This is a genomic window from Inhella crocodyli (assembly GCF_004004565.1).
Classification (GTDB): Bacteria; Pseudomonadota; Gammaproteobacteria; order Burkholderiales; family Burkholderiaceae_C; genus Inhella; species Inhella crocodyli.
The window spans coordinates 1,329,606-1,351,617 of the sequence record NZ_SACM01000001.1 but is presented as its reverse complement, the minus strand read 5'-3'; the positions used below and the strand labels follow the sequence as shown (position 1 = coordinate 1,351,617).

Below are 22,012 nucleotides of genomic sequence, written 5' to 3'. Positions count from 1 at the left end.
ATGACGGTGGTCGGCACGCGGCCCGAAATCATCCGCCTGTCGCGCTGCATCGCCCAACTTGACGCCCACACGCAGCACGTTTTGGTGCACACGGGCCAGAACTTCGATTACGAGCTCAACGAGGTCTTCTTCGAGCAACTGGCCATTCGCAAGCCCGACCACTTCCTCGGCGCGGCCGGGGCCACGGCGGCGGAAACCATCGGGCAGGTGATCGCCAAGGTGGACGCCGTGCTGGTGGCCGAGCAACCCAACGCGATGCTGATCCTGGGTGACACCAACAGCTGCTTGGCGGCCATTGCGGCCAAGCGGCGCAAGGTTCCCATCTTCCACATGGAGGCCGGCAACCGCTGCTTCGACTTCCGCGTGCCGGAGGAGATCAACCGCCGCATCGTCGACCACACGGCCGACATCCACTTGCCCTACAGCCAAATCGCCCGCGACTACCTCGTGCGCGAGGGCCTGCCGCCGGACCAAATCATCGTCACGGGCAGCCCCATGGGGGAGGTGCTGGCGCACTACCGGCCGGGCATTGAGGCCAGCGACGCCTTGGCGCGCCTTGGTCTGTCGCCGCAGCAGTACTTCGTGGTCAGCGCCCACCGAGAAGAAAACGTGGACGACCCGGCCCGCTTGCGCCGGCTTCTCGACATCGTCAATGCCCTGGCCCGGGAGCACGGGCTGCCGGTCATCGTGTCCACCCACCCGCGGACCCGCAAGCGGCTCGAAGACGTGACCGATGTGGCCATGGACGCCCGCGTGCAGTTCATGAAGCCTTTTGGCTTCTTGGACTACGTGCAGCTTCAGCGGCAGGCCAAGGCCGTTCTCAGCGACAGCGGCACCATCACCGAGGAAAGCAACATCCTCAACTTCCCTGCGCTGAACCTCCGCGACGTGCACGAGCGGCCAGAGGGCTTCGAGGAGGGCGCCGTCATGATGGTGGGCCTGGACCTGGCCCGTGTGCAAGACGGGTTGCGCCTGTTGGCCCAGCAGCCCCGTGGGGAGGAGCGCCTGCTACGCCGGGTGGCGGACTACACCCCGGACAACGTGTCCGACAAGGTGCTGCGCATCGTCCTGAGCTACACCGGCTTCGTTCGCCGTCGCGTCTGGGGACTGCCCTGAGGGTCACAGGGCGCCGCCTAGAATTTGCCGAATCGTTTCACCAAGCCGCCCCAGGACGGGCGGCTTGCTTTTGTCAGCCAACATGGTCATTGCAATGCGCCCCTTTCTGATCGTTTGCAGCGTGCTGCTGGCATGGGTCGTCGCGCCAGCTTGGGCGCAGCGGGTCATCCCGACGGAGGTGGCGCCTGCCGCAGGTCCGGTGCAGATCCAGCAGCAGCCGGAGTCGCGCGAGGAAAAGGCGGCCAAAGATGAGAAGAAGAAAAAGCGGCAATCGGGTGAGCTCAGTGACAAGAGCACCGATGCCGATGCACCGCGCTGGGTGATGCCGCTGAGCGAGTTCGAACGCCACGTGACGCGCATGGCGGCGACGCCCAAGACCGAGCGAGACCTGCAAGGCGAGCCCATCGATTGGGTGCGCCGCTACGGCAGCGAGTTGCTGTGGGCGCCTGCGGCCACGGAATCGGGCGCCGACCAGGCCCTGGTGGCCGACGACTACATCGTGGGGCCGGGCGACGAGCTGATCGTCGATCTGTGGGGCAGCGTGTCGGCCAGCCTGCGCACCAAGGTCAGCCAACGGGGCACGATTTCCCTGCCGCGCATCGGCAGCATTGGCGTGGCAGGAACTCGCTTCGCCGACCTGCCCAATGTGCTGCGCGCCCGTGTGGGCGAGCAGTTCCGCAACTTCGAAGTGGCGGTGAGCCTGGGCGAAATCCGCCAAGTGCGGGTGTTCGTCACCGGTTTCGTCGTCAAGCCCGGTGTGCATCTGGTGTCGGCCGCGGCCGGCATCACCCAGGCCTTGGCCGCGGCTGGCGGGCCTTCGGCCGTGGGCACGATGCGCCAGGTGCAGTTGCGGCGCAAGGGGGCCCTGGTGGAAACGCTGGACCTGTACGACCTGCTGCTGCGAGGCGATCTCAAGGCCGACCCGCGACTGCAGGCGGGCGATGTGTTGCACGTGCCCGCCGTCGGCCCGCAGGTGGCCGTCATCGGCAGCGTCAACAGTCCGGCGGTGTTCGAGCTGAAGGGCGAAGAGAGCGTGGCCGACTTGCTGCGCATGGCTGGCGGCCTGGCGCCGGTGGCCAACCGCGAGCAGGCGGCCGTGGTGGGCTTGGGGCGCAATGCGCCTGCCCGGGCGGTGGACTTGGCCCAAGCCTCGCGCTTGAAGTTGCAGGCCGGCGAGGTGCTGCGTGTGCACAGCCTGTCGGAGTTGAACCTGCCCACCTTGGCAGGGGCGCGCCGCATCCGTGTCGAAGGCGAGGTTCAGCGGCCGGGCGACTACGTGCTCCCGGCCCAAGCGACCTTGCGCGACGCCGTGGCCGCCGCGGGGGGCTTGACCCCGCAGGCCTACCTGTTCGGGGCCGAGTTCAACCGCGAGTCGGTGCGGCAGTCGCAACTGGAGGCCTACGACCGCAGCCTGCGTGAACTCGAGGCCGAGTTCACGCGCGCGGCGGTCACGCGCCGCGAGCGCCTGGGTCCGCCCGAGGAGCAGGCCAACCCGGCACAACCCTTGATCCACAGCCGCATCCTCGAGCGCCTGCGCCAGGTTCAGCCGACGGGCCGTGTGGTCCTGCAGTTGGAGCCCGACGCCAAAGACCTGCCGGCGGTCTCGCTGGAAGACGGTGACCGCTTGTTGGTGCCTTCGCGCTCGTCGTCGGTCCACGTGTACGGCAGCGTGTTCAACACGGGCAGCTTCTTGTTCCAGCCGGGCAAGAAGGTGGGCGATTACCTGCGCCAGGCCGGTGGCGCCACCCGCAACGCCGACACGGCCGAAGTGTTCGTGCTGCGGGCCGACGGGTCTGTGGTGAGTGCGCGCCATTCGGAGTCGGGCTGGTGGCGGCAGGGTTTGCAAAACCTGCCAGCGTTGCCGGGCGATACCGTCTTCATGCCCGAAGAACTCGACAAGGTGCGTTGGTCGTCGGTGCTCAAAGACTGGGCCCTGATCGTTTCGCAGTTCGGCCTGGGTGCCGTGGCTTTGAAGAACCTGACCCAATGAGCAACGTGACCGCAGACGACACGCCGACTGGCCCGGGCGCGCTGGACTACCTGATCGAGATCGCGCGCTCGGCGCGCTTGCTGATCGGCGGCTCGCTGCTCGCCGGTGCTGCGGCGGTGGCCATCAGCTATGCCGTGCCCCCCACGTTCACCAGCACGACCGTGGTGTTGCCTCCCGCGCAAGCCAGCGGAGGCGGTGCGTCGGCAGCGCTGGCCTCGCTGGGCGCGCTGGCCGGTTTGGCCGGCGGTGGCGGCGCGGCGCGCACCTCCTTGGACCAGTACGTGGCCTTGATCCAAAGCACGACCGTGGCCGATCGGATGGTCGACCAGTTCAAGCTCTTGGAGGTCTACGACGAAGAACTTCGGATGGAGGCCCGGAAGCAGTTCTGGAAGAACTTGCGCGTGACGGCGGGGCGGCGCGATGGCCTGATCACCATCGAAATGGACGATCGGGACCCGGAGCGCGCTGCGGCCATGGCCCGGGCCATGGTGGAGCAGTTCCGACGCATGGCGAGCGAAATCGCGGTCACCGAGGCGCAGCAGCGCCGGGTCTTCTTTGAGAAGCGCGTGGCCGAAGTGCGCCAGCGGCTGGACGAGGCCCAGAAAGAACTGACATCCGGCGGGTTTGCTGCCAACGCCCTCAAGGCAGAGCCGAAGGCTGCCGCGGAGGGCTATGCCAAGCTGCGGGCCGAGTTCACGACGGCCCAAGCCCGGCTGCAAGGTCTGCGCAGTACCTTTTCGCCTCAAGCGGCCGAGGTGCGGCAGCAGGCCTCGCTGGTGGCGGAGTTGCAGTCGCAACTGCGCGAACTGGAAGCCAAGCAAACCACGGCCAAACCCGACGATGCGGCGTACCTGTCTCGCTACCGGGAGTTCAAGTACCAAGAGGCGCTGTTCGAACAGTTCTCTCGCCAGTTGGAACTGGCGAGAGTGGACGAGGGGAGGGAGGGCGGCATCCTGCAAGTCGTGGATGCCCCCCAAGTGCCTGAACGCAAGAGCAAACCCAAACGGGCCCTGATCGGGATTGGGGTGTCGGTTGTGGCCGGCTTCGGACTGGTGGCATGGGTGCTGGCGCGGTTCCATGTCAGCCAAAACGACCCCGACGGGCGTCAGCGGCGAGCCTGGCGTGCAGTTGGACCTGCTTTGCTGGGACGCCGTCCGACTTGATGACAGCATGACGTGGATCTTGGGGTCGGCACTGGTGGCCTTCGTGGTTGCCCTGGGCACCGCCTTGGCATTGGTTCGCTCGTCAAGGCTGCACGAAGGCTGGTCGGGCGACCATGACTTGAAGGGGCCGCAGAAGTTCCACGCCCGCGCGGTGCCGCGGGTGGGAGGCATCGCCGTCTTGGCCGGCATGTTGTTGGCCTTGCTGTTCTGGACCTGGCGCAATCCCGAGCATTGGCGCTTGTGCCTTGCCTTGTCCGCGGCCACCTTGCCGGCCTTTGCCGTGGGACTGCTGGAGGACATCACGAAGCGGGTCAGTCCGGCCCGCCGCATGATGGGTCTGATGGTCGCGGCTTTGCTGGCGGCGTGGTGGCTGGGGGCTTCGATCCAACGCACGGACCTGCCGGGGCTCGACGCCGTGGCGGCGACGCCGCTGGGTGCGGTGGCCCTGGCCTTGTTCGCCGTGGCCGGGGTGACGAACTCGGTCAACATCATCGACGGCTTCAATGGCCTGGCATCGATGTGCGTGATGCTGATGCTCGCCGGCCTGGTGGTGGTCGGCTTGCAAGTGGGCGACCTTTGGGTGGCGTCGGTGGCGCTCATCTTGGGCGCCGCCACCTTCGGCCTGTTCGTCCTGAACTACCCCCTGGGCCTGATCTTTTTGGGCGATGGCGGCGCCTACCTGCTGGGCTTCTTGGTCGCCGAGTTGGGCATCTTGTTGATTGGCCGCAACGCGCAGGTTTCGCCGCTCTTTCCCTTGGTCTTGTGCGCCTACCCCGTGGTGGAGACGGTGTTTTCGATGTACCGGCGCAAGGTGCTGCGCGGCCGGCCCATGGACGCGCCGGACGGGGTGCACCTGCACAGCCTGATTTACCGGCGCTTGATCCGGTGGGCCGTGGGCACCCGGGACGCCGCGCAGTTGGTTCGGCGCAACTCCCTGACCGCGCCCTACCTGTGGGTGGTGTGCAGTGGCAGCGTGGTGCCGGCCATCTTGTGGTGGGACTCGACCCCGATGCTGCTGGGTGTGTTGGTCACCTACGTGCTGGGCTACGTGCTGCTGTACTGGCGCATCGTGCGTTTCCGCTCGCCGCGCTTTCTGTTGCGCCGTTGAGTCCAGTCGTTGTGGGCCCGGGCGACAATCGGGGCATGACTGAAGAAACCAAGGTCGAGGCGCCGCGCTTCGACACCCTCCCGCTGGACCCCAAGTTGCTCCGCGCCGTGAGCGACTCGGGCTACACGGCGATGACCCCCATCCAGGCCAAGGCCATCCCCATCGTGCTGGCGGGCAAGGACGTGATGGGGGCCGCGCAAACCGGGACGGGCAAAACCGCGGCCTTCTCGATCCCGCTGCTGCAGCGCATGCTCAAGCACGAGAACGCCAGCATGTCGCCGGCCCGCCATCCGGTGCGCGCCGTGGTGTTGGCGCCCACCCGGGAGTTGGCCGACCAAGTGGCGCAGAACGTGCTCGCGTACGCCAAGCACACGAACTTGCGCGTGGCCTGCGTCTTCGGCGGGGTAGACATCAAGCCCCAGGCGGCGCAGTTGAAGGCCGGGGTGGAGGTGTTGATCGCCACGCCCGGCCGACTGTTGGACCACATCGAGGGGCGCAACTGCGCCCTCCACCAGGTCGAATACGTGGTGCTGGACGAGGCCGATCGCATGCTGGACATCGGGTTCTTGCCCGACCTGCAGCGGATCTTGAGCCACCTGCCCAAGACCCGCCAAACCTTGTTGTTCTCGGCAACCTTCTCGCCCGAGATCAAGCGCCTGGCGTCCAGTTACCTGCAGAACCCGGAACTCGTGGAGGTGGCGCGGCCCAACGCGACCGCCAGTACGGTCGAGCAGCGCTTTTACGCGGTCGGTGACGACAAGAAGCGCGCGCTGCTGCTGCAACTGTGGCGCGAGCGCGGCAGCAAACAGGCCATCGTGTTCATGAACAGCAAGCTCGGGGCCGCGCGCCTGACGCGCGCCCTGGAGCGCGAAGGCCTGAAGGCCAGCGCCCTGCACGGCGACAAGAGCCAAGACGAGCGCCTCAAGACGCTGGCGGCCTTCAAGGCCGGCGAGGTGGACTTGTTGGTGGCCACGGACGTGGCCGGTCGCGGCCTGGACATCGCCGAGTTGCCCCTGGTCTTCAACTTCGACGTGCCCTTCAACGCCGAAGATTACGTGCACCGCATCGGGCGCACCGGGCGTGCTGGGGCCTCAGGCGTGGCGATCACCTTCGTGTCCCCCAGCGATGCCCGCCTGGTGGCCGACATCGAAAAGCTGATCAAGCGCAAGATGGACTTGGAGCCGGCTGCCGCGTCGCTGGCGTCCGACGACGAGCGCCCGCGCCGCCCTCGCCGTGAAGCGGACGAGCCCGGAACCGAGGCGCCCCGTCGCGAGCGGGGCGAGCGCAGCGAACGGTCCGAGCGGCCGGAGCGGGCCGAGCGCAGCGATCGCGGTTCTTGGTCTGCACCGCGCCGTGCCCCTGCCGACCCCTTCTTCGACCAGCCCTACGAGCCGAAGGCAAACCCGGCCGAGCCGCCCGCTTGGGAACAGGCCGCAGCCAAGTCCTTGAAGCCCTCGGGTCCCTCGAAGTACATCAAGCCCAAGCGCCAAACCGCGGCCCTCTTCGGCCCCAAGCGGGACCTCGAGCCGGTCGAGCCGGCTCAGCCGGCCGCGGCCAGCCAGGAAAACATCGCCGGCTGATCGCCGGGCAGGTCGCTGGCGTGCTGGCGCCACTGCGCCACCGTGGCGCTGCGGGTCCATTCCTGCGGCGTGGTCAAGGCCCGGCTGACCGCCAAGCGGGTGCTGGGCTGCAGGGCTTGCAGCAGGGCCTGCAACAGCGCGGCGTTGCGGTAAGGCGTTTCGATCAGCACTTGCGTTTGCTGCAACTTGCGGGACTGGGCCTCCCACTCCCGCAAACGCTGCAGCCGCGCCGCAGCGTCCGTGGGGGCGTAGCCATGGAACGCGAACGATTGGCCGTTGAGGCCGCTGGCCGCCAATGCCTGGACGATGCTGGAACTGCCCGGCAGGCTTTGAACGGAGAAGCCGGCCTGGTGGGCGGCGGCCACCAAGTGGGCGCCGGGATCGGCCACCGCGGGGAGACCGGCTTCGCTCAGCAGGCCCAGGTCGTGCCCAGCCCGCAGGGGCGCCAAGAGCGGCCCCAGGTCCACCGGGCCGCGCGACGCTCCCTTGGGCGGTCGGGGCAGTTCCTGGATGTGCAATTGCTGCAGCGGCAGCGCCAAGGGCGCGATCGCCTCGACGCGCTTCAGGAACGCACGCGCGGTTTTGGCGTTTTCGACGACCCAGTGGTGCAGCGTGGCCGCGGCGCGCACCGTGCGCAAGGGCAGCAGTTCATCCAGTGCCGCGCTGGCGTCGAGGCCGAAATCCAGCGGCGCCGGGATCAGGAGCAAGCGGGGGGCGGTCAACGCGCGGACTCCCAGAGGGGGTACCCAGCCTCGCGCAGCAATCGGCAGGTGGCGATGAGGGGCAGGCCAATCAGCGCGGTCGGATCGTCCGACACGATGGCCTCCAGCAAGCTGATGCCCAGACCTTCGCTTTTGGCGCTGCCGGCGCAGTCGTAGGGCTGTTCCAACCGCAGGTAGTGCTCGATCTCGGCGTCCGACGCCTCGCGGAACCGCACGTGCACCGGCACGGTCTGCGCCTGGGCATGGCCGGGGCCGACCACGGCCACGGCGGTCTGGAAAACGACTTGACGACCGCGCATGCTACGCAACTGCCTCACCGCGGCTTCGTGGTTGCCAGGCTTGCCCAGCGGCTGACCGTCCAAGTCGGCCACCTGGTCGGAGCCGATGACCCAGGCGGCCGGGTGCCGCTGGGCCACCGCTTGGGCCTTGGCCAGGGCCAGGCGCGTCGCCAAGGCGGCGGGCGGTTCGCGCTCTTGGGGGGTTTCGTCGACCCAGGGCGATTCCACCTCGAAGGGCACGCGCAGGCGCTCCAAGAGTTCGCGGCGGTAGCGGGAAGTCGACGCCAGGATGAGGGGGGCATTGGGCATGGCATGGATTGTTCCACCCCGCCCGCGCTGGCTTTCTACACTCGCGCCATGAGCAACGATCGAACGTTTTCCCCTCGCGGCCTGGACGTGGCTGCTTTTGCCCAGGCTGGGGCTGAGTTGGCGGGCGAGTGGCCTGCGGCGGCGCTGACGCGGCTGGCCGACTCTGGGGCTCCCGAGAGCCCGGCAGCCGCTTGGCCGCCCGTTCGCTGGCGGGTGTTGGGCTCGGTCAAGCCGGTGCTGGGCGGGGACGCGGAGGTGTGGCTCGCCTTGTCGGTGCAAGCGCAAGTCCATCAGACTTGCCAGCGTTGCTTGCAACCCGCGGCCTTGGACGTGGTGGTGGAACGGTCGTTCCGTTTCGTGCGGGACGAGGCCCAAGCGGCCGAGTTGGACGCCGACAGTGACGACGACGTGCTGGTGATGAGCCGGCGCTTTGACCTGCAAGACTGGGTGGAGGACGAGCTGCTGCTGGCCTTGCCCATCGTGCCCTTCCACGACGTCTGCCCGGCCCCCTTGCCCATGGTGTCTGAGCCCGAAGAGTCCGACGAGCCGGCCAAGCCCAACCCCTTTGCGGTGCTGCAGGCGCTGAAGGGCGACAAAGGCAGTTCGGGTTCGGCTTGATCGAACGAGCGGGTTTGCACTAGAATCGTGGGCTTTTCCGGCGTTAGCCCTTTGACCCTGCAGCCTTGCGCTGCGCTTTTGCTTGGGTTTGGAGGGGTTGGCGCGATGGCGCAGCAGGCCCCAAACCGCTCAGGCGGGCGGGACGTTTCGCCACCCACCCTTACCGACCTGGAGCCGACCATGGCCGTTCAACAAAACAAGAAGTCGCCGTCGAAGCGCGGCATGCACCGCTCGCACAACGCCCTGAACAACCCGGGCACCGCCGTCGAGCCGACCACCGGTGAAATCCACCTGCGTCACCACATCAGCCCCAACGGCTTCTACCGTGGTCGCAAGGTCTTGAAGACCAAGGCGGACGCCTCCTGATCCATTGGGTTTGGGTGCACGCGCACGCGTGTCTCCTGGCTTGATCGATTCGAATCCCAAAGCCCGACGCTGCAGCGCAGCCTCGGGCTTTTGTGCTTGACCTGCCCATGACGCTGCCTGTCTTGAACCGGGTTCGTGTGTCGGTGGACGTGATGGGGGGCGACCACGGCCCGAGCGTCACGCTGCCGGCTTGCCAAGCCTTCCTGAAGCGACATCCCGAGGTCGAACTGCTCCTCGTCGGGCACCCTGACGCCTTGGCGGCGGCGGCCGATTGGCCTCGCACGCAGTTGGTGCCCGCTTCCGAGGTGGTGGCCATGCACGACCCGGTGGAGGTGGCCCTGCGCAAGAAGAAGGACTCTTCGATGCGGGTGGCCATTGGCTTGCTGAAGGGGCAGGGTGCCCAGCTCCCGCGCGCCGATGCGTGCGTGTCGGCCGGCAACACCGGGGCTTTGATGGCGCTGGCCCGCTACCTGCTCAAAACGATGGATGGCATCGACCGGCCGGCCATCGCGGCGTCCATGCCCAACCAAACCGGCGGCTTCACGACGGTGCTGGATTTGGGTGCGAACGTCGACTGTGGGCCCGAGCACCTGTTGCAGTTCGCGGTCATGGGCAGCGCCCTCGTGACCTCTGTGACCGAAAACGAAGCGCCGACCGTGGGCCTGCTGAACGTGGGCGAAGAGGTCATCAAGGGCAGCGAGGTCATCAAGCGCACGGGCGAGTTGCTGCGCGCGGCCGATGCCGCTGGGCAGATTCGCTTCCACGGCAACGTGGAAGGCAACGACATCTTCAAAGGCACCACCGACGTCGTGGTCTGCGACGGGTTCGTGGGCAATGTGCTGCTCAAGACGGCCGAAGGCTTGGGCAGCATGGTCAAGGGCAAGCTCAAGGCCGAGTTCACGGCCTCCTGGCTGTCCAAGTTGTCCGCCTTGCTCGCCCTGCCGGTGCTGAACCGCTTCCAAGCCGCGATGGACCACCGCCGCTTCAATGGCGCCGCGCTGCTGGGCCTGCGCGGCCTGGTGTTCAAGAGCCACGGGTCGGCCGATGCCTTCGCTTTCGAGCGCGCGCTGGAGCGCGCCTACGAGGCGGCCCGTCACCAACTGCTGGACCGCGTGCACGAGCGCGTGGCCGCCACCTTGCAGACCGGCGCGCCGGCTGCGGAGACCGCTGAATGAGCTTGCCTGCGTACTCGCGCATCCTGGGCTCGGGCAGTTACCTGCCCGAGCGCCGCGTTTCCAACGCCGATTTGGCGGCCCAGTTGGCGGCCGACGGGGTGGAGACGTCCGATGCTTGGATCCAAGAGCGCACGGGCATCCAAGCGCGCTACTTCGCGGCACCGAACCAATGCAGTTCGGACTTGGCCTTGCCTGCGGCCCAAGCGGCCTTGCAGGCCGCCGGGGTGGAGGCCGCCGACATCGACTTGATCGTCGTGGCCACCACCACGCCCGACATGACCTTCCCGTCCACCGCGGCACTGCTCCAGGCCAAGCTGGGCGTGCATGGCTGCGCCGCCTTTGACGTGCAGGCCGTGTGCTCGGGCTTTTTGTACGCCCTGAGCGTGGCCGACGCGATGATCCGCGCCGGCAATGCCCGCAAGGCCTTGGTGATCGGTGCCGAGGTGTTTTCGCGCTTGCTGGACTTCAAGGACCGCACGACCTGCGTGCTGTTCGGTGACGGTGCCGGCGCGGTGGTGCTGGGGGCGTCCGAAGAGCCCGGCATCTTGGCCACCGCCCTGCACGCCGATGGCCGCCAAGCCGGCGTGCTGTGCGTGCCCCAGGGGGAGTACGTGCACATGGACGGCCAGGCCGTGTTCAAGCTCGCCGTCGGCGCGCTGGAGAAGGCGGCCCACGAGGTGCTTGAGAAGGCCGGCCGCACGGCCGACAGCATCGACTGGCTGATTCCGCACCAAGCCAACTTGCGCATCATGAAGGGCACGGCCAAGAAGCTGGGCCTGCCCGAGGAGCGCATGGTGGTCACCGTGCACGAGCACGGCAACACCTCGGCCGCGTCCGTGCCGCTCGCGCTCGATGCCGCCGTTCGGGAGGGCCGTGTGCAGCGCGGCCAGACCTTGATGTTGGAAGGCGTGGGCGGCGGCTTCACCTGGGGCGCCGCGCTCGTTGTTTACTGAACCCAAAGAAGAAGCCGCATGACGACTCCCTTTGCTTTTGTTTTTCCGGGCCAAGGCTCGCAGGCCGTGGGCATGCTGGACGCCTGGGGCGAGCACCCCGCGGTGCGCGCCACCCTGCAAGAGGCCAGCGATGCGCTCGGCCTGGACATGGCCACGCTGATCCAAGCGGGCCCCAAGGAGCAGCTCGACCTGACCACGAACACCCAGCCGGTCATGCTGACGGCGGGCATTGCCTGCTACCGCGCTTGGCTGCAGGAAACCGGCCTGACGCCGGCCATCGCCGCGGGTCACTCGCTGGGCGAGTACAGCGCCCTGGTGGCCGCGGGGGGCCTTAGCCTGGCGCAAGCCCTGCCGCTGGTGCGCCTGCGTGCCCAGGCCATGCAAGAGGCCGTGCCCGTGGGGCAGGGCGGCATGGCCGCCATTCTTGGCCTGGACGGCGAGGCCGTGAAGGCCGGTTGCGCCCAGGCCCGGGCAGAGAGCGGCGAAGTCGTCGAGGCCGTGAACTTCAACGACCCCAAGCAAACCGTCATCGCCGGCTCCAAGGCCGGCGTCGAAAAGGGCATGGATCTGCTCAAGGCCGCTGGCGCCAAGCGCGCGCTGCCGCTTCCCGTGTCGGCCCCGTTCCACAGCAGCCTGATGAAGCCGGCCGCCGAACGCCTGAAGGCCGCGCTGGCCGAGGTGCCGTTCCAGGCCCTTCAATTCCCGGTGATCAACAACGTCGACGTGGCCACGCCCGACGCCGCCGAAGCGCTGCGCGACGCCCTTTACCGCCAGGCCTACCAGCCCGTGCGCTGGGTGGAGTTGGTGCAGGCCTTGGCCGGCCGCGGGCTGACGCACGTGATCGAGTGCGGTCCGGGCAAGGTGCTGGCGGGCATGGTCAAGCGCATTGACGCGAACCTGGTCACCACCACCGTGTTCGACCCCGCCAGCCTGGCCGAAGCCCGGGCCCTGATTGGAGCCACTGCATGAGCACCCCCAGCATTGCCCTCGTCACCGGTGCCACGCGCGGCATCGGCGCCGCCATCGCCGCCCGCCTCGTGGAGGCTGGTCACTTCGTCGTCGGCACGGCCACCTCGGCCGAAGGCGCCGCCAAGATCCAGGCCGCGTTGGGCGACCGCGGGCAAGGCGTGGTGCTCAACGTCACCGACGCCGCCGCCAGCGAGGCCCTGGTCAACCAGATCGTGACCGAGCGAGGCGGCCTGCACGTGCTCGTCAACAACGCGGGCATCACCCGCGACACCTTGGCCCTGCGCTTGAAGGACGAGGACTGGGACGCCGTGCTGGACACGAACCTCAAGGCCGTGTTCCGCCTCTGCCGCCTGGCCATCAAGCCGATGATGAAGCAGCGCCAAGGGCGCATCGTCAGCATCACCTCGGTGGTGGGGGCGTCCGGCAACGCCGGGCAGGCGAACTACGCCGCTGCCAAGGCGGGTCTGGCCGGCATGAGCCGCGCATTGGCCCGCGAGGTGGGCAGCCGCGGCATCACGGTGAATTGCGTGGCCCCCGGCTTCATCGCCACCGACATGACCGCCGTGTTGCCCGAGGCGCAGCAGGCGGCCCTGATGGCGCAGATTCCGCTGGGTCGCCTGGGCGAAGCCCGGGAGGTGGCCGAGGCCGTGGCCTTCTTGGCCAGCCCCAACGGCGGCTATGTGACGGGCAGCGAGCTGCACGTCAATGGCGGCATGTACATGTGTTGATCCCCCCGGCGCCCCAAGATTTAGGGGTGCCGCCCTAGAGCCCTTAGAATCATGGGCTGTTTGTTTGAAAACCCCTCCCGGAGGAGTCATGAGCGATATCGAAGCCCGCGTCAAAAAGATCGTTGCCGAACAACTCGGCGTGCCTGAGGCGGACGTCACCAACGAAAAGGCCTTCGTGGCCGATCTGGGCGCCGATTCGCTCGACACCGTGGAGCTGGTGATGGCCCTGGAAGACGAGTTCGGCATCGAGATCCCGGACGAAGAGGCCGAGAAGATCACGACGGTGCAGCTGGCGATCGACTACGCCGTCAAGCACCAAAAGGCCTGAGTCTCAGGCCCTGAAACGCGCCCGCGCTGGGCGCGTTGTCGTTTCTGCAGTGGTGCACGGGCCCGGTCCGTGCACCTTGCCCTTGGGGGCTCGGCCGTCTGGGTGCAGCCCCTCGCTTTTCTGAGAGATCTGCATGACCCGTCGTCGCGTTGTCGTCACCGGTTTGGGCCTCGTTTCCCCGGTGGGCAACACCGTGGCCGAGGGCTGGGCCAACATCTTGGCCGGCCGCTCCGGCATTGCCACGGTCACTCGCTTTGACGCCTCCAACCTGGCCTGCCATTTCGCGGGCGAGGTCAAGGGCTTCAACGTCGAAGACTACATGCCGGCCAAAGAGGCCCGGCACATGGACACCTTCATCCACTACGGCATGGCCGCCGGCCTGCAAGCCGTGGCGGACGCTGGCTTGCCGCAGGGCGACCAACTGACGGAAGCCCAAGCCGAGCGCATCGGCTGTCTGGTGGGCTCGGGCATCGGCGGCCTGCCGCTGATCGAAGAAACCCACGCCGACCTGGTGAACAAGGGCCCGCGCCGCGTGTCGCCCTTCTTCGTGCCGGCCTCGATCATCAACATGATCTCGGGCCAGCTCTCGATCCGTCTGGGCTACCAAGGTCCGAACCTGTCGGTCGTGACGGCCTGCACCACCGGCCTGCACTGCATCGGCTTGGCCGCGCGGTTGATCCAGTCGGGCGACGCCGACGTGATGGTGGCCGGTGGCGCCGAGTCGACCGTGTCGCCCTTGGGCATCGGCGGTTTTGCCGCGGCCCGCGCGCTGTCCACCCGCAACGACAGCCCCGAAACCGCCTCGCGCCCCTGGGACAAGGGTCGCGACGGCTTCGTGCTGGGCGAAGGTGCTGGCGTGCTGGTGCTGGAAAGCCTCGAGCACGCGCAAGCGCGGGGCGCCAAGATCTATGCCGAGCTCGTCGGCTTCGGCATGGGCGCCGATGCCTTCCACATGACCGCGCCGAACGTCGATGGGCCCAAGCGCTCGATGCAGGCCGCCTTGCGCGACGCGGGCTTGAACGCCGACGCCGTTCAGTACCTGAACGCGCACGGAACGTCCACGCCGTTGGGCGATGTGAACGAAACCAACGCCGTGAAGAAGGCCTTTGGCGATCACGCCAAGTCCCTGGTGATCAGCTCGACCAAGTCCATGACCGGCCACTTGCTGGGTGGCGCGGGCGGCATCGAGTCGGTGTTCACGGTGCTGGCCATTCGCGACCAAATCGCCCCCCCGACCATCAACCTGACCGACCCCGATCCCGAGTGCGACCTCGACTACTGCGCCAACCAGGCGCGGGAGATGCGCATCGAGGTGGCCGCCAAGAACAACTTTGGCTTCGGTGGCACCAACGGCACCTTGCTGTTCAAGCGCTTCGGCTGAACTTTGGCGGCCATGGCTCGCCGCACCCTGCCAGCCTGTCACTGCCCGCTGACGCACCGGCGGTGGCAGGCGCTTCGTTTCGACGGCGAGTCTTGGTTCTTGCTGCCCCGGGCCCCCGGGGCCGACGAACTGCCGCTGAGCGCGGTGGCGGTCGTCTTGGACACCGGGTCGACGCTTTGGCTGCGGGTTCAGTGGCATGGGGGGCGATGGGCTTGGTGGCCCGGTGAGCAGCACCTGTGGCTGAGGCGGGGTCGCGTGGCCGTGGACTGGCCCGTGCTGCGGGCTGCACTGGCCCTGCAGCGCCGCTGGTTGGGCGATGCCCGCCGCTCATCGTCAACCCCTGGGTGACTTTCAGCCGTTGCGGGGGCTTGCGCGCCAACATCTCGACCCCATTTGCGCGCTGCCCGCGTTGAACGCAAGAACTTGGATGGAACTTCCCATGCGCACCCTGGTTGCCTCTGTTCAAAGCCTGGCCTTGGCCGGCCTCCTCTCGTCCGCCCTCTGGGCCATCGCGCCGCCTGCGGTGCAGGCCCAGCCCGCGTCCCTGCCCGATTTCACCGAATTGGTGGAGCGGGTGGGTCCCGCCGTGGTCAACATCCGCACACTGGAGCGCCCGCGCGCGAGCGCCTCGGCACAGGAGTTGGACCCCCAACTCCAAGAGTTCATGCGCCGCAATGGCATTCCCGTGCCGCGCAATGCCCCGCGCCAGCGGGGGTCGAACGACGACGGCCTGCAGCAGCGGGGGGTGGGCTCCGGCTTCGTGGTGAGCGCCGATGGCGTGGTGCTGACCAACGCCCACGTGATCGACGGGGCCGACGAAGTCTTGGTGACGCTGCAAGACCAGCGCGAGTTCAAAGCCAAGGTGCTGGGGACGGACCCGCGCACCGACGTCGCCGTCTTGAAGGTCGAAGCGGCTGGCTTGCCAGTGGTCAAGGTTGGTAGCGTGGACCAACTGAAGGTCGGCGCCTGGGTGGTGGCCATCGGCTCGCCCTTTGGCCTGGACAACACGGTCACGGCGGGCATCGTGAGTGCCAAGGCCCGCGACACCGGGGCCTTCCAGCGCTTCATCCAAACCGATGTGGCCATCAACCCGGGCAATTCCGGTGGCCCCCTGCTGAACATGCGGGGCGAGGTGGTGGGGATCAACTCCCGCTTGTTGGGGAACGATCCTGAAAGCCCGGCCTACATCGGCATCTCGTTCGCCATCCCCATCGACGACGCCATGCGCGTGGCCACCGAACTGCGCACGACCGGCCGCGTGGTTCGGGGGCGCATTGGCGTGCAGCCCGACGTCGTCACCAAGGAAGTGGCCGACGCCATCAAGCTGCCCAAGGCACAAGGGGCCTTGATCCGGCGCGTCGAATCAGGGAGCCCGGCCGAGAAGGCGGGCATCGAGGGCGGCGACGTCATCACCAAGTTCGATGGCAAGACGGTGGAACGTTTCACCGACCTGGCCCGGATCGTCGGGGCCACCAAACCGGGCACCAAGGCCTCGGTGCAGGTGTTCCGCAACGGCACCTTCCGGGACCTGTCGGTCGTCGTGGGGGAGTTGAAAGAGCAGGCCAGCGCGGGCGAGGGGAGTGAGGGCAAGGCCCCCCAAGGCAATGCCTTTGGCCTGACGCTGGGGGACGTGCCGGCCGAGCAGCGCAAGGCGCTGAAGTTGCGCGCGGGCGTGCGTGTGGAGCGTGCCGAAGGCCCGGCGGCGCGCGCCGGGCTGCGCGAGGGCGACGTGATCGTGGCCATCGACAACACCGAGGTGACCCAGGCCAAGCAAGCGACCGCCTTGTTGGCCAAGCTCGACAAGGCCAAGGTCGTGAGCATGAAGGTGCGCCGCGACGAGGAGTCCACCATCGTCTTGGTGCGGCCGGCTCGTTGATGCGAAAATCAGCGGCAATTAGTCTCCAATTCGGATGAATTGCCACTCTCGCGAGTTGAATGACGGGACAAACCTGCGGGAAGCTTGTGATCAAACTGTGGATAAGTGCCTTGTTGGGGCCTTGCCACGCGGGTTTGGGGAGTGCCCCTAGGCTGCCCTGACCGGGTGAATTGGCTACAATCGGCAACCCAACAAGCAGTTGCCATACGTTTTGTTGGAAGGCGCGTCTGCCCCTTGGACGTGCCTTTTTTTTAGTCTCGGTGCGGCCTGTGCCGCCCCCGTGTTCGACGCCGATGGCCTCCTCAGCGATCGGGCGTCGCCAATGCAGCGGCTGTGCCGCTGCCGCATTGCGCTCGTTGCGCGTCCGCCTGCATGGATCACATCCGCAATTTCTCGATCATTGCCCACATCGACCACGGCAAGAGCACCCTGGCCGACCGACTCATCCAGCGCTGCGGCGGCCTGGCCGATCGCGAGATGGAGGCCCAGGTGCTGGACTCGATGGACATCGAGCGCGAACGCGGCATCACGATCAAGGCCCAAACGGCGGCCTTGCAGTACAAGGCCAAGGACGGCAAGGTTTACAACCTGAACCTGATCGACACCCCGGGCCACGTCGACTTCTCTTACGAAGTCAGTCGCTCGCTGTCGGCCTGTGAAGGCGCGCTCTTGGTGGTCGACGCCAGCCAAGGCGTGGAAGCCCAGACCGTGGCCAACTGCTACACGGCGCTGGACTTGGGCGTGGAGGTGGTGCCCGTCTTGAACAAGATGGACCTGCCCGCGGCCGACCCCGACAACGCCAAGGCCGAGATCGAGGACGTCATCGGCATCGATGCCGCCGACGCCATCCCGTGTTCGGCCAAGTCCGGCATGGGCATCGACGACATCTTGGAGGCGGTGATCACCCGCATGCCACCGCCCCGGGGCGTGGTCGAAGCACCCCTGCGCGCCATGATCATCGACAGCTGGTACGACGCCTACGTGGGCGTGGTGATGCTCGTCCGCGTGGTCGACGGTACGCTGAAGAAGGGCGAGCGGATCCGGATGATGGCGACCCATGCGGTGTACCCCGCGGACCAGCTGGGGGTGTTCACCCCGAAGAGCGAGTCGCGGGAGCAGTTGAACGCCGGCGAGGTCGGCTTCGTGATCGCCGGGATCAAGGAGCTGGCGGCGGCCAAGGTGGGTGACACCATCACGCTGGAAAAAAAGCTGCCGAACAACCTCGGGCCGGCGGAGTCCGCGTTGCCGGGTTTCAAGGAAATCCAGCCCCAGGTGTTCGCTGGCCTGTACCCGACCGAGGCCAGCGAGTACGACCAGCTGCGCGACGCCTTGGAAAAGCTCCAACTGAACGATTCGTCCTTGCGCTTTGAGCCCGAGGTGAGCCAGGCCTTGGGCTTTGGGTTCCGCTGCGGCTTCTTGGGCCTGCTGCACATGGAAATCGTGCAGGAGCGACTGGAGCGCGAGTTCGACCAGGACCTGATCACCACCGCGCCCAGCGTGGTCTACGAGGTGGTGCTGGGCGACGGCACCGTGCTCGAGGTGGAGAACCCCAGCAAGATGCCCGAGCCGGGCAAGATCCAGGAGATTCGCGAGCCCATCGTCACCGTGCACCTGTACCAGCCGCAGGAGTACGTCGGCGCGGTGATGACCCTGGCCAACCAAAAGCGCGGGGTTCAGATCCAGATGAGCTACCACGGCAAGCAGGTGCACCTGACCTACGAAATGCCGTTGGCCGAAATCGTGCTGGACTTCTTCGACAAGCTGAAGTCGGTCAGCCGCGGTTACGCCTCGATGGACTACGAGTTCAAGGAGTACCGGGCCTCGGACGTGGTGAAGGTTGACATGCTGATCAACGGCGATCGCATCGACGCGCTGGCCATCATCGTGCACCGCAGCCAAAGCCAGTTCCGCGGCCGCCAGGTGGCGGCCAAGATGCGCGAGATCATCCCGCGCCAGATGTACGACGTCTCCATTCAGGCGGCCATCGGCGTCAAGATCATCGCCCGCGAGGACATCAAGGCCTTGCGCAAGAACGTGATCGCCAAGTGCTACGGCGGTGACATCACCCGCAAGCGCAAGCTGCTGGAAAAGCAAAAGGCCGGCAAAAAGCGCATGAAACAAATCGGTTCGGTGGAGGTCCCGCAAGAGGCCTTCCTGGCCATCCTTCAGGTGGAAGAATGAGCGACAGCCCCTCCGATGCCAACCGCTTGGCCGCGACGATGAACGCGGTCACCGGCGCGCTGTTCCTGGCCCTCGGGGCCTATGCCGTGGGTTGGTACCTGGACAAGTGGAGCGGCAACTTCTCGCTGCTGCTGTTCATCCTGTCCTTGGTCACCTTTGTGTATTGGCTGGCCGAGCGCTTCCACTTCTTGCCTCAGCGTCAGCGTGCCGCCGCGGCCTTGGTGGCCGCCGACGCCGAGCGCCGCGCCAAGTGGGCGGCGCAGGGGCTCAAGGCCGACGTTCACGACGTCGAGTCGGCCCGACAAGCGCTGCTGCGCCAGCCCTGGTGGCTGGATTGGACCGCGGGCCTGTTCCCGGTGATCGTGTTGGTGTTCTTGCTGCGATCCTTCGTGTTCGAGCCCTTCCGCATCCCCTCGGGCTCCATGGTGCCCACCCTGTTGGTGGGCGACCTGATCGTGGTGAACAAGTTCCACTACGGCATCCGACTGCCGGTGATCAACAAGAAGATCATCGCCAACCACGAGGTTCAGCGCGGCGACGTCATCGTCTTCCGCTTCCCCAAGAATCCGTCGGTGGACTACATCAAGCGCGTGGTCGGCGTGCCTGGCGACGTGGTGGCTTGGCGCAATCAGCGCCTGTACCTGAACGGCCAGGAAGTCCCGACCGCGGTGCAAGGGCCGTTCTACGACCGCAGCAGCACCCGCTCGCGCACCCGCTACACCGAGTCCTTGGGCGCGGTGGCGCACGACATGCTGGTGGAGCGCGACGTGTTGCCGATCATCCCGCCGGACCCCACCATGCCCTTTGCCGACCAGTGCCAGTACAGCGTCGAAGGCGTGACCTGCAAGGTGCCCGCGGGCCACTATTTCATGATGGGCGACAGCCGCGACAACTCCGAAGACAGCCGCTTCTGGGGCTTCGTGCCCGACGCCAACATCGTGGGCAAGGCGTCAGCGGTGTGGATGCACTTCTGGGACTTCAGCCGCATTGGCGGCATTCGCTGAACGGCCTTGAGTAAGCTAGCGCCCTCATTCACTAGGAGCAGGACCATGCAGGCAGCAGGCAGTGCACGCAAGCAGCGCGGCGTCACCTTGATCGGATTGCTGTTCTGGGGCGTCCTGATCGCGTTCTTTGCCGTGGTTGGCATGAAGGTCGTGCCGACGACGATGGAGTTCTTCACCATCCAGAAGGCCGTCAACAAGATCGCGGCAGGCAACCCCGCCACGGTGGCTGCGGCGCGAACTGAATTCCAGCGCATCAAGGACGTTGAGTACTCGATTCAAATTGATCCAGCCGATTTGGTGGTGACCAAGGAGAACGAAAAGGTGGTGATCTCCTTCGCCTACCAACGCGAAATCCACCTGGGCGGGCCGGCCTACATCGTGCTGAAGTACGAAGGCCAGTCCCGCTGATGAACGACGCGCCCGAGGTGCTGGCGCAGCGGTTGGGGTACCGGTTCCAAGACCGACAACTGCTGACCCGGGCGCTGACCCACCGCAGCCACTCGGCGACGCACAACGAGCGCCTGGAGTTCCTGGGCGATGCCGTGCTGAGCCTGGCGGTGTCGCAACTGCTGTACGCCCAGGCCCGTTCGGCGGACGAGGGCGAGCTCTCCCGGATGCGCGCGCACCTGGTGCGGGAAGCGAGCTTGCATGCTTTGGCGCTGCAATTGGGCCTGCCGCAATGGGTCCGCTTGAGCGAAGGCGAGGCGCGCGGGGGCGGTGCCCAGCGTGCGTCCATCCTGGCCGATGCGCTGGAGGCCTTGATCGGCGCCATCCACTTGGACGGTGGTTTTGCCGCGGCACAGGGCGTGGTGGATCGATTGTTCACGCCGCTGGTGCAGGCGGCGCCCAGCGATGCCCGCTGGGCCAAGGACGCCAAGACCGCCTTGCAAGAGTGGTTGCAGGGGCGCAAGCACCCGCTGCCGGCCTACCGCATCGTGGCCACGCAAGGCCAAGCGCACCGCCAAGAGTTTGAAGTTGCTTGCACCGTATCGGCCTTGGCGGTGGAAGCCACCGGCCGCGGTGCGTCTCGTCGGGCCGCCGAGCAGGACGCGGCCGCCCAAGTGCTCGCGATGCTCGACCCGTCGCGTGGAGCCCCCGCATGACCCCCCTTGAATCGCCCACCCCGAACGACAGCACCGAGCAGCGCTGTGGCTTGATCGCCATCGTCGGGCGCCCCAACGTCGGCAAGTCCACCCTGTTGAACGCGCTCGTGGGGCAAAAGGTGTCCATCACGAGCAAGAAGGCCCAGACGACGCGGCACCGCATCACCGGCGTGCGCACCGTGGGCGAAACGCAGTTCGTGTTCGTCGACACGCCGGGTTTCCAAACCCGCCACAGCAATGCGCTGAACCGCACCCTGAACCGGACGGTGCAGGGCGCCCTGAGCGACGTCGACATGGTGCTGCTGGTGGTCGAGGCCGGCAAATTCGGCCTGGACGACGCCAAGGTCCTGGCCTTGCTGCCGCGGGACAAGCCCGTGCTGCTGGTGGCCAACAAGCTCGACGCCATCCACCGCCGTGCCGACCTCTTGCCCTGGCTGAAGGACATGCAAGAGCGGCACCCTTTCACCGAGTTCGTGCCGTTGAGCGCGCGCAAGCAGGCGGACGTGGAGCGCCTGTTCGGCATCATCGCGCCGCACCTGCCGCAGCAGCCTTGGTTCTTCGAGGAAGACGCGCTGACCGACCGCAGCGAGCGCTTTCTGGCCAGCGAGCTGATCCGGGAGAAGCTGTTCCGCCTGACGGGCGACGAGTTGCCCTACAGCTGCACCGTGGTCATCGAGAAATGGGACGAGGACACGGAGGCCGAGCCGGCCATGGCCCCGTCGAGCGGCCTGCGCCTGCCCAAGGCCCCGGTGCGTCGCATCGCGGCGGCCATCGTGGTGGAGCGCGAAGCGCACAAAGGCATGGTGATCGGCAACGGCGGGGAGCGGCTCAAGCGCATCGGCAGCGAGGCGCGCCAGGAGCTCGAGAAGCTGACCGAAAGCCGGGTCTTCCTGGAGCTCTGGGTCAAGGTGCGCGGCGGCTGGGCCGACAACGAGGAACACCTGCGCTCCTACGGTTACGAGTGACGGGAGCGGCAACGGCCTGCGGCGCGGCCGCAGGGCGGGCCTTCGGTACTCGTCGTACCGGTGTACGGCGGCGCGCCCTCCCTGCTACCGCTCGCGACG

At 67.2% G+C, this 22,012-nt stretch carries 22 protein-coding genes; 20 read left to right on the top strand and 2 right to left on the bottom strand.

Translation table 11 applies throughout. The annotated features are described in order from the left end of the window. From wecB to EOD73_RS06255, 5 genes are all read left to right on the top strand, one after another. Window positions 1–1,116, top strand: a complete 1,116-nt coding sequence (gene wecB, locus EOD73_RS06275; protein ID WP_127682448.1) for a non-hydrolyzing UDP-N-acetylglucosamine 2-epimerase — start codon at window positions 1–3, stop codon at window positions 1,114–1,116. Window positions 1,117–1,210: 94 nt separating this feature from the next. After that, window positions 1,211–3,106 carry an SLBB domain-containing protein gene (locus EOD73_RS17930; protein ID WP_164845957.1) on the top strand — a complete coding sequence of 632 codons (1,896 nt, stop codon included), beginning with the start codon at window positions 1,211–1,213 and terminating at the stop codon, window positions 3,104–3,106. Continuing rightward, window positions 3,103–4,269, top strand: coding sequence for a Wzz/FepE/Etk N-terminal domain-containing protein (locus EOD73_RS06265; RefSeq protein ID WP_127681879.1), 1,167 nt, complete (start codon window positions 3,103–3,105; stop codon window positions 4,267–4,269). Before EOD73_RS17930 ends, EOD73_RS06265 begins: the two co-directional genes overlap by 4 nt. Window positions 4,270–4,288: 19 nt before the next feature. Continuing rightward, complete coding sequence (locus tag EOD73_RS06260) at window positions 4,289–5,377, top strand: MraY family glycosyltransferase (RefSeq protein ID WP_164845986.1); 1,089 nt, start codon at window positions 4,289–4,291, stop codon at window positions 5,375–5,377. A 35-nt stretch (window positions 5,378–5,412) separates the two neighbouring features. Continuing rightward, on the top strand, window positions 5,413–6,957 hold the full coding sequence (locus EOD73_RS06255) for a DEAD/DEAH box helicase (protein WP_127681875.1): 1,545 nt from the start codon (window positions 5,413–5,415) through the stop codon (window positions 6,955–6,957). Here the strand turns inward: EOD73_RS06255 and EOD73_RS06250 are convergent. Together EOD73_RS06250 and EOD73_RS06245 are read right to left on the bottom strand one after the other, a co-directional pair. After that, a complete protein-coding gene (locus EOD73_RS06250) occupies window positions 6,918–7,679 on the bottom strand; it encodes an SAM-dependent methyltransferase (protein ID WP_127681873.1) in 762 nt (253 codons plus the stop codon). The two genes, EOD73_RS06255 and EOD73_RS06250, sit on opposite strands and share 40 nt — an antisense overlap. Further along, window positions 7,676–8,266 (bottom strand): Maf family nucleotide pyrophosphatase, encoded by a 591-nt coding sequence (locus EOD73_RS06245; protein WP_127681871.1) that lies wholly within the window; start codon window positions 8,264–8,266, stop codon window positions 7,676–7,678. Before EOD73_RS06245 ends, EOD73_RS06250 begins: the two co-directional genes overlap by 4 nt. A gap of 48 nt (window positions 8,267–8,314) precedes the next feature. Here EOD73_RS06245 and EOD73_RS06240 point away from each other — a divergent pair, with 48 nt between their 5' ends. From EOD73_RS06240 to era, 15 genes are all read left to right on the top strand, one after another. Continuing rightward, window positions 8,315–8,884, top strand: coding sequence for a YceD family protein (locus EOD73_RS06240; protein ID WP_127681869.1), 570 nt, complete (start codon window positions 8,315–8,317; stop codon window positions 8,882–8,884). A 180-nt stretch (window positions 8,885–9,064) separates the two neighbouring features. Continuing rightward, window positions 9,065–9,250, top strand: coding sequence for a 50S ribosomal protein L32 (gene rpmF / locus EOD73_RS06235; RefSeq protein ID WP_127681867.1), 186 nt, complete (start codon window positions 9,065–9,067; stop codon window positions 9,248–9,250). 107 nt (window positions 9,251–9,357) lie between these two features. Next, window positions 9,358–10,425, top strand: coding sequence for a phosphate acyltransferase PlsX (gene plsX / locus EOD73_RS06230; protein WP_127681865.1), 1,068 nt, complete (start codon window positions 9,358–9,360; stop codon window positions 10,423–10,425). A gap of 2 nt (window positions 10,426–10,427) precedes the next feature. Beyond that, the gene (locus EOD73_RS06225) at window positions 10,428–11,378 is read left to right on the top strand and encodes a beta-ketoacyl-ACP synthase III (protein ID WP_127682447.1); all 951 of its coding nucleotides are present in this window, start codon (window positions 10,428–10,430) and stop codon (window positions 11,376–11,378) included. A gap of 18 nt (window positions 11,379–11,396) precedes the next feature. Continuing rightward, window positions 11,397–12,347 carry an ACP S-malonyltransferase gene (gene fabD, locus EOD73_RS06220; protein WP_127681863.1) on the top strand — a complete coding sequence of 317 codons (951 nt, stop codon included), beginning with the start codon at window positions 11,397–11,399 and terminating at the stop codon, window positions 12,345–12,347. After that, the gene (gene fabG / locus EOD73_RS06215; protein ID WP_127681861.1) at window positions 12,344–13,075 is read left to right on the top strand and encodes a 3-oxoacyl-ACP reductase FabG; all 732 of its coding nucleotides are present in this window, start codon (window positions 12,344–12,346) and stop codon (window positions 13,073–13,075) included. The genes fabD and fabG overlap by 4 nt, the downstream gene beginning before the upstream one ends. Before the next feature lie 88 nt (window positions 13,076–13,163). Then, window positions 13,164–13,403 (top strand): acyl carrier protein, encoded by a 240-nt coding sequence (acpP, locus tag EOD73_RS06210; RefSeq protein WP_127681859.1) that lies wholly within the window; start codon window positions 13,164–13,166, stop codon window positions 13,401–13,403. 133 nt (window positions 13,404–13,536) lie between these two features. Then, window positions 13,537–14,784 (top strand): beta-ketoacyl-ACP synthase II, encoded by a 1,248-nt coding sequence (gene fabF / locus EOD73_RS06205; protein WP_127681857.1) that lies wholly within the window; start codon window positions 13,537–13,539, stop codon window positions 14,782–14,784. A gap of 12 nt (window positions 14,785–14,796) precedes the next feature. After that, the gene (locus EOD73_RS06200; protein WP_127681855.1) at window positions 14,797–15,132 is read left to right on the top strand and encodes a hypothetical protein; all 336 of its coding nucleotides are present in this window, start codon (window positions 14,797–14,799) and stop codon (window positions 15,130–15,132) included. A 91-nt stretch (window positions 15,133–15,223) separates the two neighbouring features. Next, window positions 15,224–16,660: a Do family serine endopeptidase gene (locus EOD73_RS06195; RefSeq protein ID WP_205702412.1), complete on the top strand. Its 1,437-nt coding sequence runs from the start codon at window positions 15,224–15,226 to the stop codon at window positions 16,658–16,660. 372 nt (window positions 16,661–17,032) lie between these two features. Then, window positions 17,033–18,841, top strand: a complete 1,809-nt coding sequence (lepA, locus tag EOD73_RS06190) for a translation elongation factor 4 (RefSeq protein ID WP_127681851.1) — start codon at window positions 17,033–17,035, stop codon at window positions 18,839–18,841. A 38-nt stretch (window positions 18,842–18,879) separates the two neighbouring features. Next, window positions 18,880–19,845: a signal peptidase I gene (lepB, locus tag EOD73_RS06185; protein ID WP_127682446.1), complete on the top strand. Its 966-nt coding sequence runs from the start codon at window positions 18,880–18,882 to the stop codon at window positions 19,843–19,845. A gap of 45 nt (window positions 19,846–19,890) precedes the next feature. Next, window positions 19,891–20,253 (top strand): DUF4845 domain-containing protein, encoded by a 363-nt coding sequence (locus EOD73_RS06180; RefSeq protein ID WP_127681849.1) that lies wholly within the window; start codon window positions 19,891–19,893, stop codon window positions 20,251–20,253. Further along, a complete protein-coding gene (rnc, locus tag EOD73_RS06175) occupies window positions 20,253–20,948 on the top strand; it encodes a ribonuclease III (RefSeq protein WP_127681847.1) in 696 nt (231 codons plus the stop codon). Before EOD73_RS06180 ends, rnc begins: the two co-directional genes overlap by 1 nt. Further along, a complete protein-coding gene (gene era, locus EOD73_RS06170) occupies window positions 20,945–21,913 on the top strand; it encodes a GTPase Era (RefSeq protein WP_127681845.1) in 969 nt (322 codons plus the stop codon). Before rnc ends, era begins: the two co-directional genes overlap by 4 nt. Window positions 21,914–22,012 lie beyond the last annotated feature (99 nt).

What these genes read in the sequence shown, in the direction of transcription:
- wecB (WP_127682448.1), top strand. Translation starts at nt 1, where the DNA reads ATGACGGTGGTCGGCACGCGGCCCGAAATCATCCGCCTGTCGCGCTGC.
- EOD73_RS17930 (WP_164845957.1), top strand. Translation starts at nt 1,211, where the DNA reads ATGCGCCCCTTTCTGATCGTTTGCAGCGTGCTGCTGGCATGGGTCGTC.
- EOD73_RS06265 (WP_127681879.1), top strand. Translation starts at nt 3,103, where the DNA reads ATGAGCAACGTGACCGCAGACGACACGCCGACTGGCCCGGGCGCGCTG.
- EOD73_RS06255 (WP_127681875.1), top strand. Translation starts at nt 5,413, where the DNA reads ATGACTGAAGAAACCAAGGTCGAGGCGCCGCGCTTCGACACCCTCCCG.
- EOD73_RS06245 (WP_127681871.1), bottom strand. Translation starts at nt 8,266, where the DNA reads ATGCCCAATGCCCCCCTCATCCTGGCGTCGACTTCCCGCTACCGCCGC.
- EOD73_RS06240 (WP_127681869.1), top strand. Translation starts at nt 8,315, where the DNA reads ATGAGCAACGATCGAACGTTTTCCCCTCGCGGCCTGGACGTGGCTGCT.
- rpmF (WP_127681867.1), top strand. Translation starts at nt 9,065, where the DNA reads ATGGCCGTTCAACAAAACAAGAAGTCGCCGTCGAAGCGCGGCATGCAC.
- plsX (WP_127681865.1), top strand. Translation starts at nt 9,358, where the DNA reads ATGACGCTGCCTGTCTTGAACCGGGTTCGTGTGTCGGTGGACGTGATG.
- fabD (WP_127681863.1), top strand. Translation starts at nt 11,397, where the DNA reads ATGACGACTCCCTTTGCTTTTGTTTTTCCGGGCCAAGGCTCGCAGGCC.
- fabG (WP_127681861.1), top strand. Translation starts at nt 12,344, where the DNA reads ATGAGCACCCCCAGCATTGCCCTCGTCACCGGTGCCACGCGCGGCATC.
- acpP (WP_127681859.1), top strand. Translation starts at nt 13,164, where the DNA reads ATGAGCGATATCGAAGCCCGCGTCAAAAAGATCGTTGCCGAACAACTC.
- fabF (WP_127681857.1), top strand. Translation starts at nt 13,537, where the DNA reads ATGACCCGTCGTCGCGTTGTCGTCACCGGTTTGGGCCTCGTTTCCCCG.
- EOD73_RS06200 (WP_127681855.1), top strand. Translation starts at nt 14,797, where the DNA reads ATGGCTCGCCGCACCCTGCCAGCCTGTCACTGCCCGCTGACGCACCGG.
- EOD73_RS06195 (WP_205702412.1), top strand. Translation starts at nt 15,224, where the DNA reads ATGCGCACCCTGGTTGCCTCTGTTCAAAGCCTGGCCTTGGCCGGCCTC.
- lepA (WP_127681851.1), top strand. Translation starts at nt 17,033, where the DNA reads ATGGATCACATCCGCAATTTCTCGATCATTGCCCACATCGACCACGGC.
- lepB (WP_127682446.1), top strand. Translation starts at nt 18,880, where the DNA reads ATGAACGCGGTCACCGGCGCGCTGTTCCTGGCCCTCGGGGCCTATGCC.
- EOD73_RS06180 (WP_127681849.1), top strand. Translation starts at nt 19,891, where the DNA reads ATGCAGGCAGCAGGCAGTGCACGCAAGCAGCGCGGCGTCACCTTGATC.
- rnc (WP_127681847.1), top strand. Translation starts at nt 20,253, where the DNA reads ATGAACGACGCGCCCGAGGTGCTGGCGCAGCGGTTGGGGTACCGGTTC.
- era (WP_127681845.1), top strand. Translation starts at nt 20,945, where the DNA reads ATGACCCCCCTTGAATCGCCCACCCCGAACGACAGCACCGAGCAGCGC.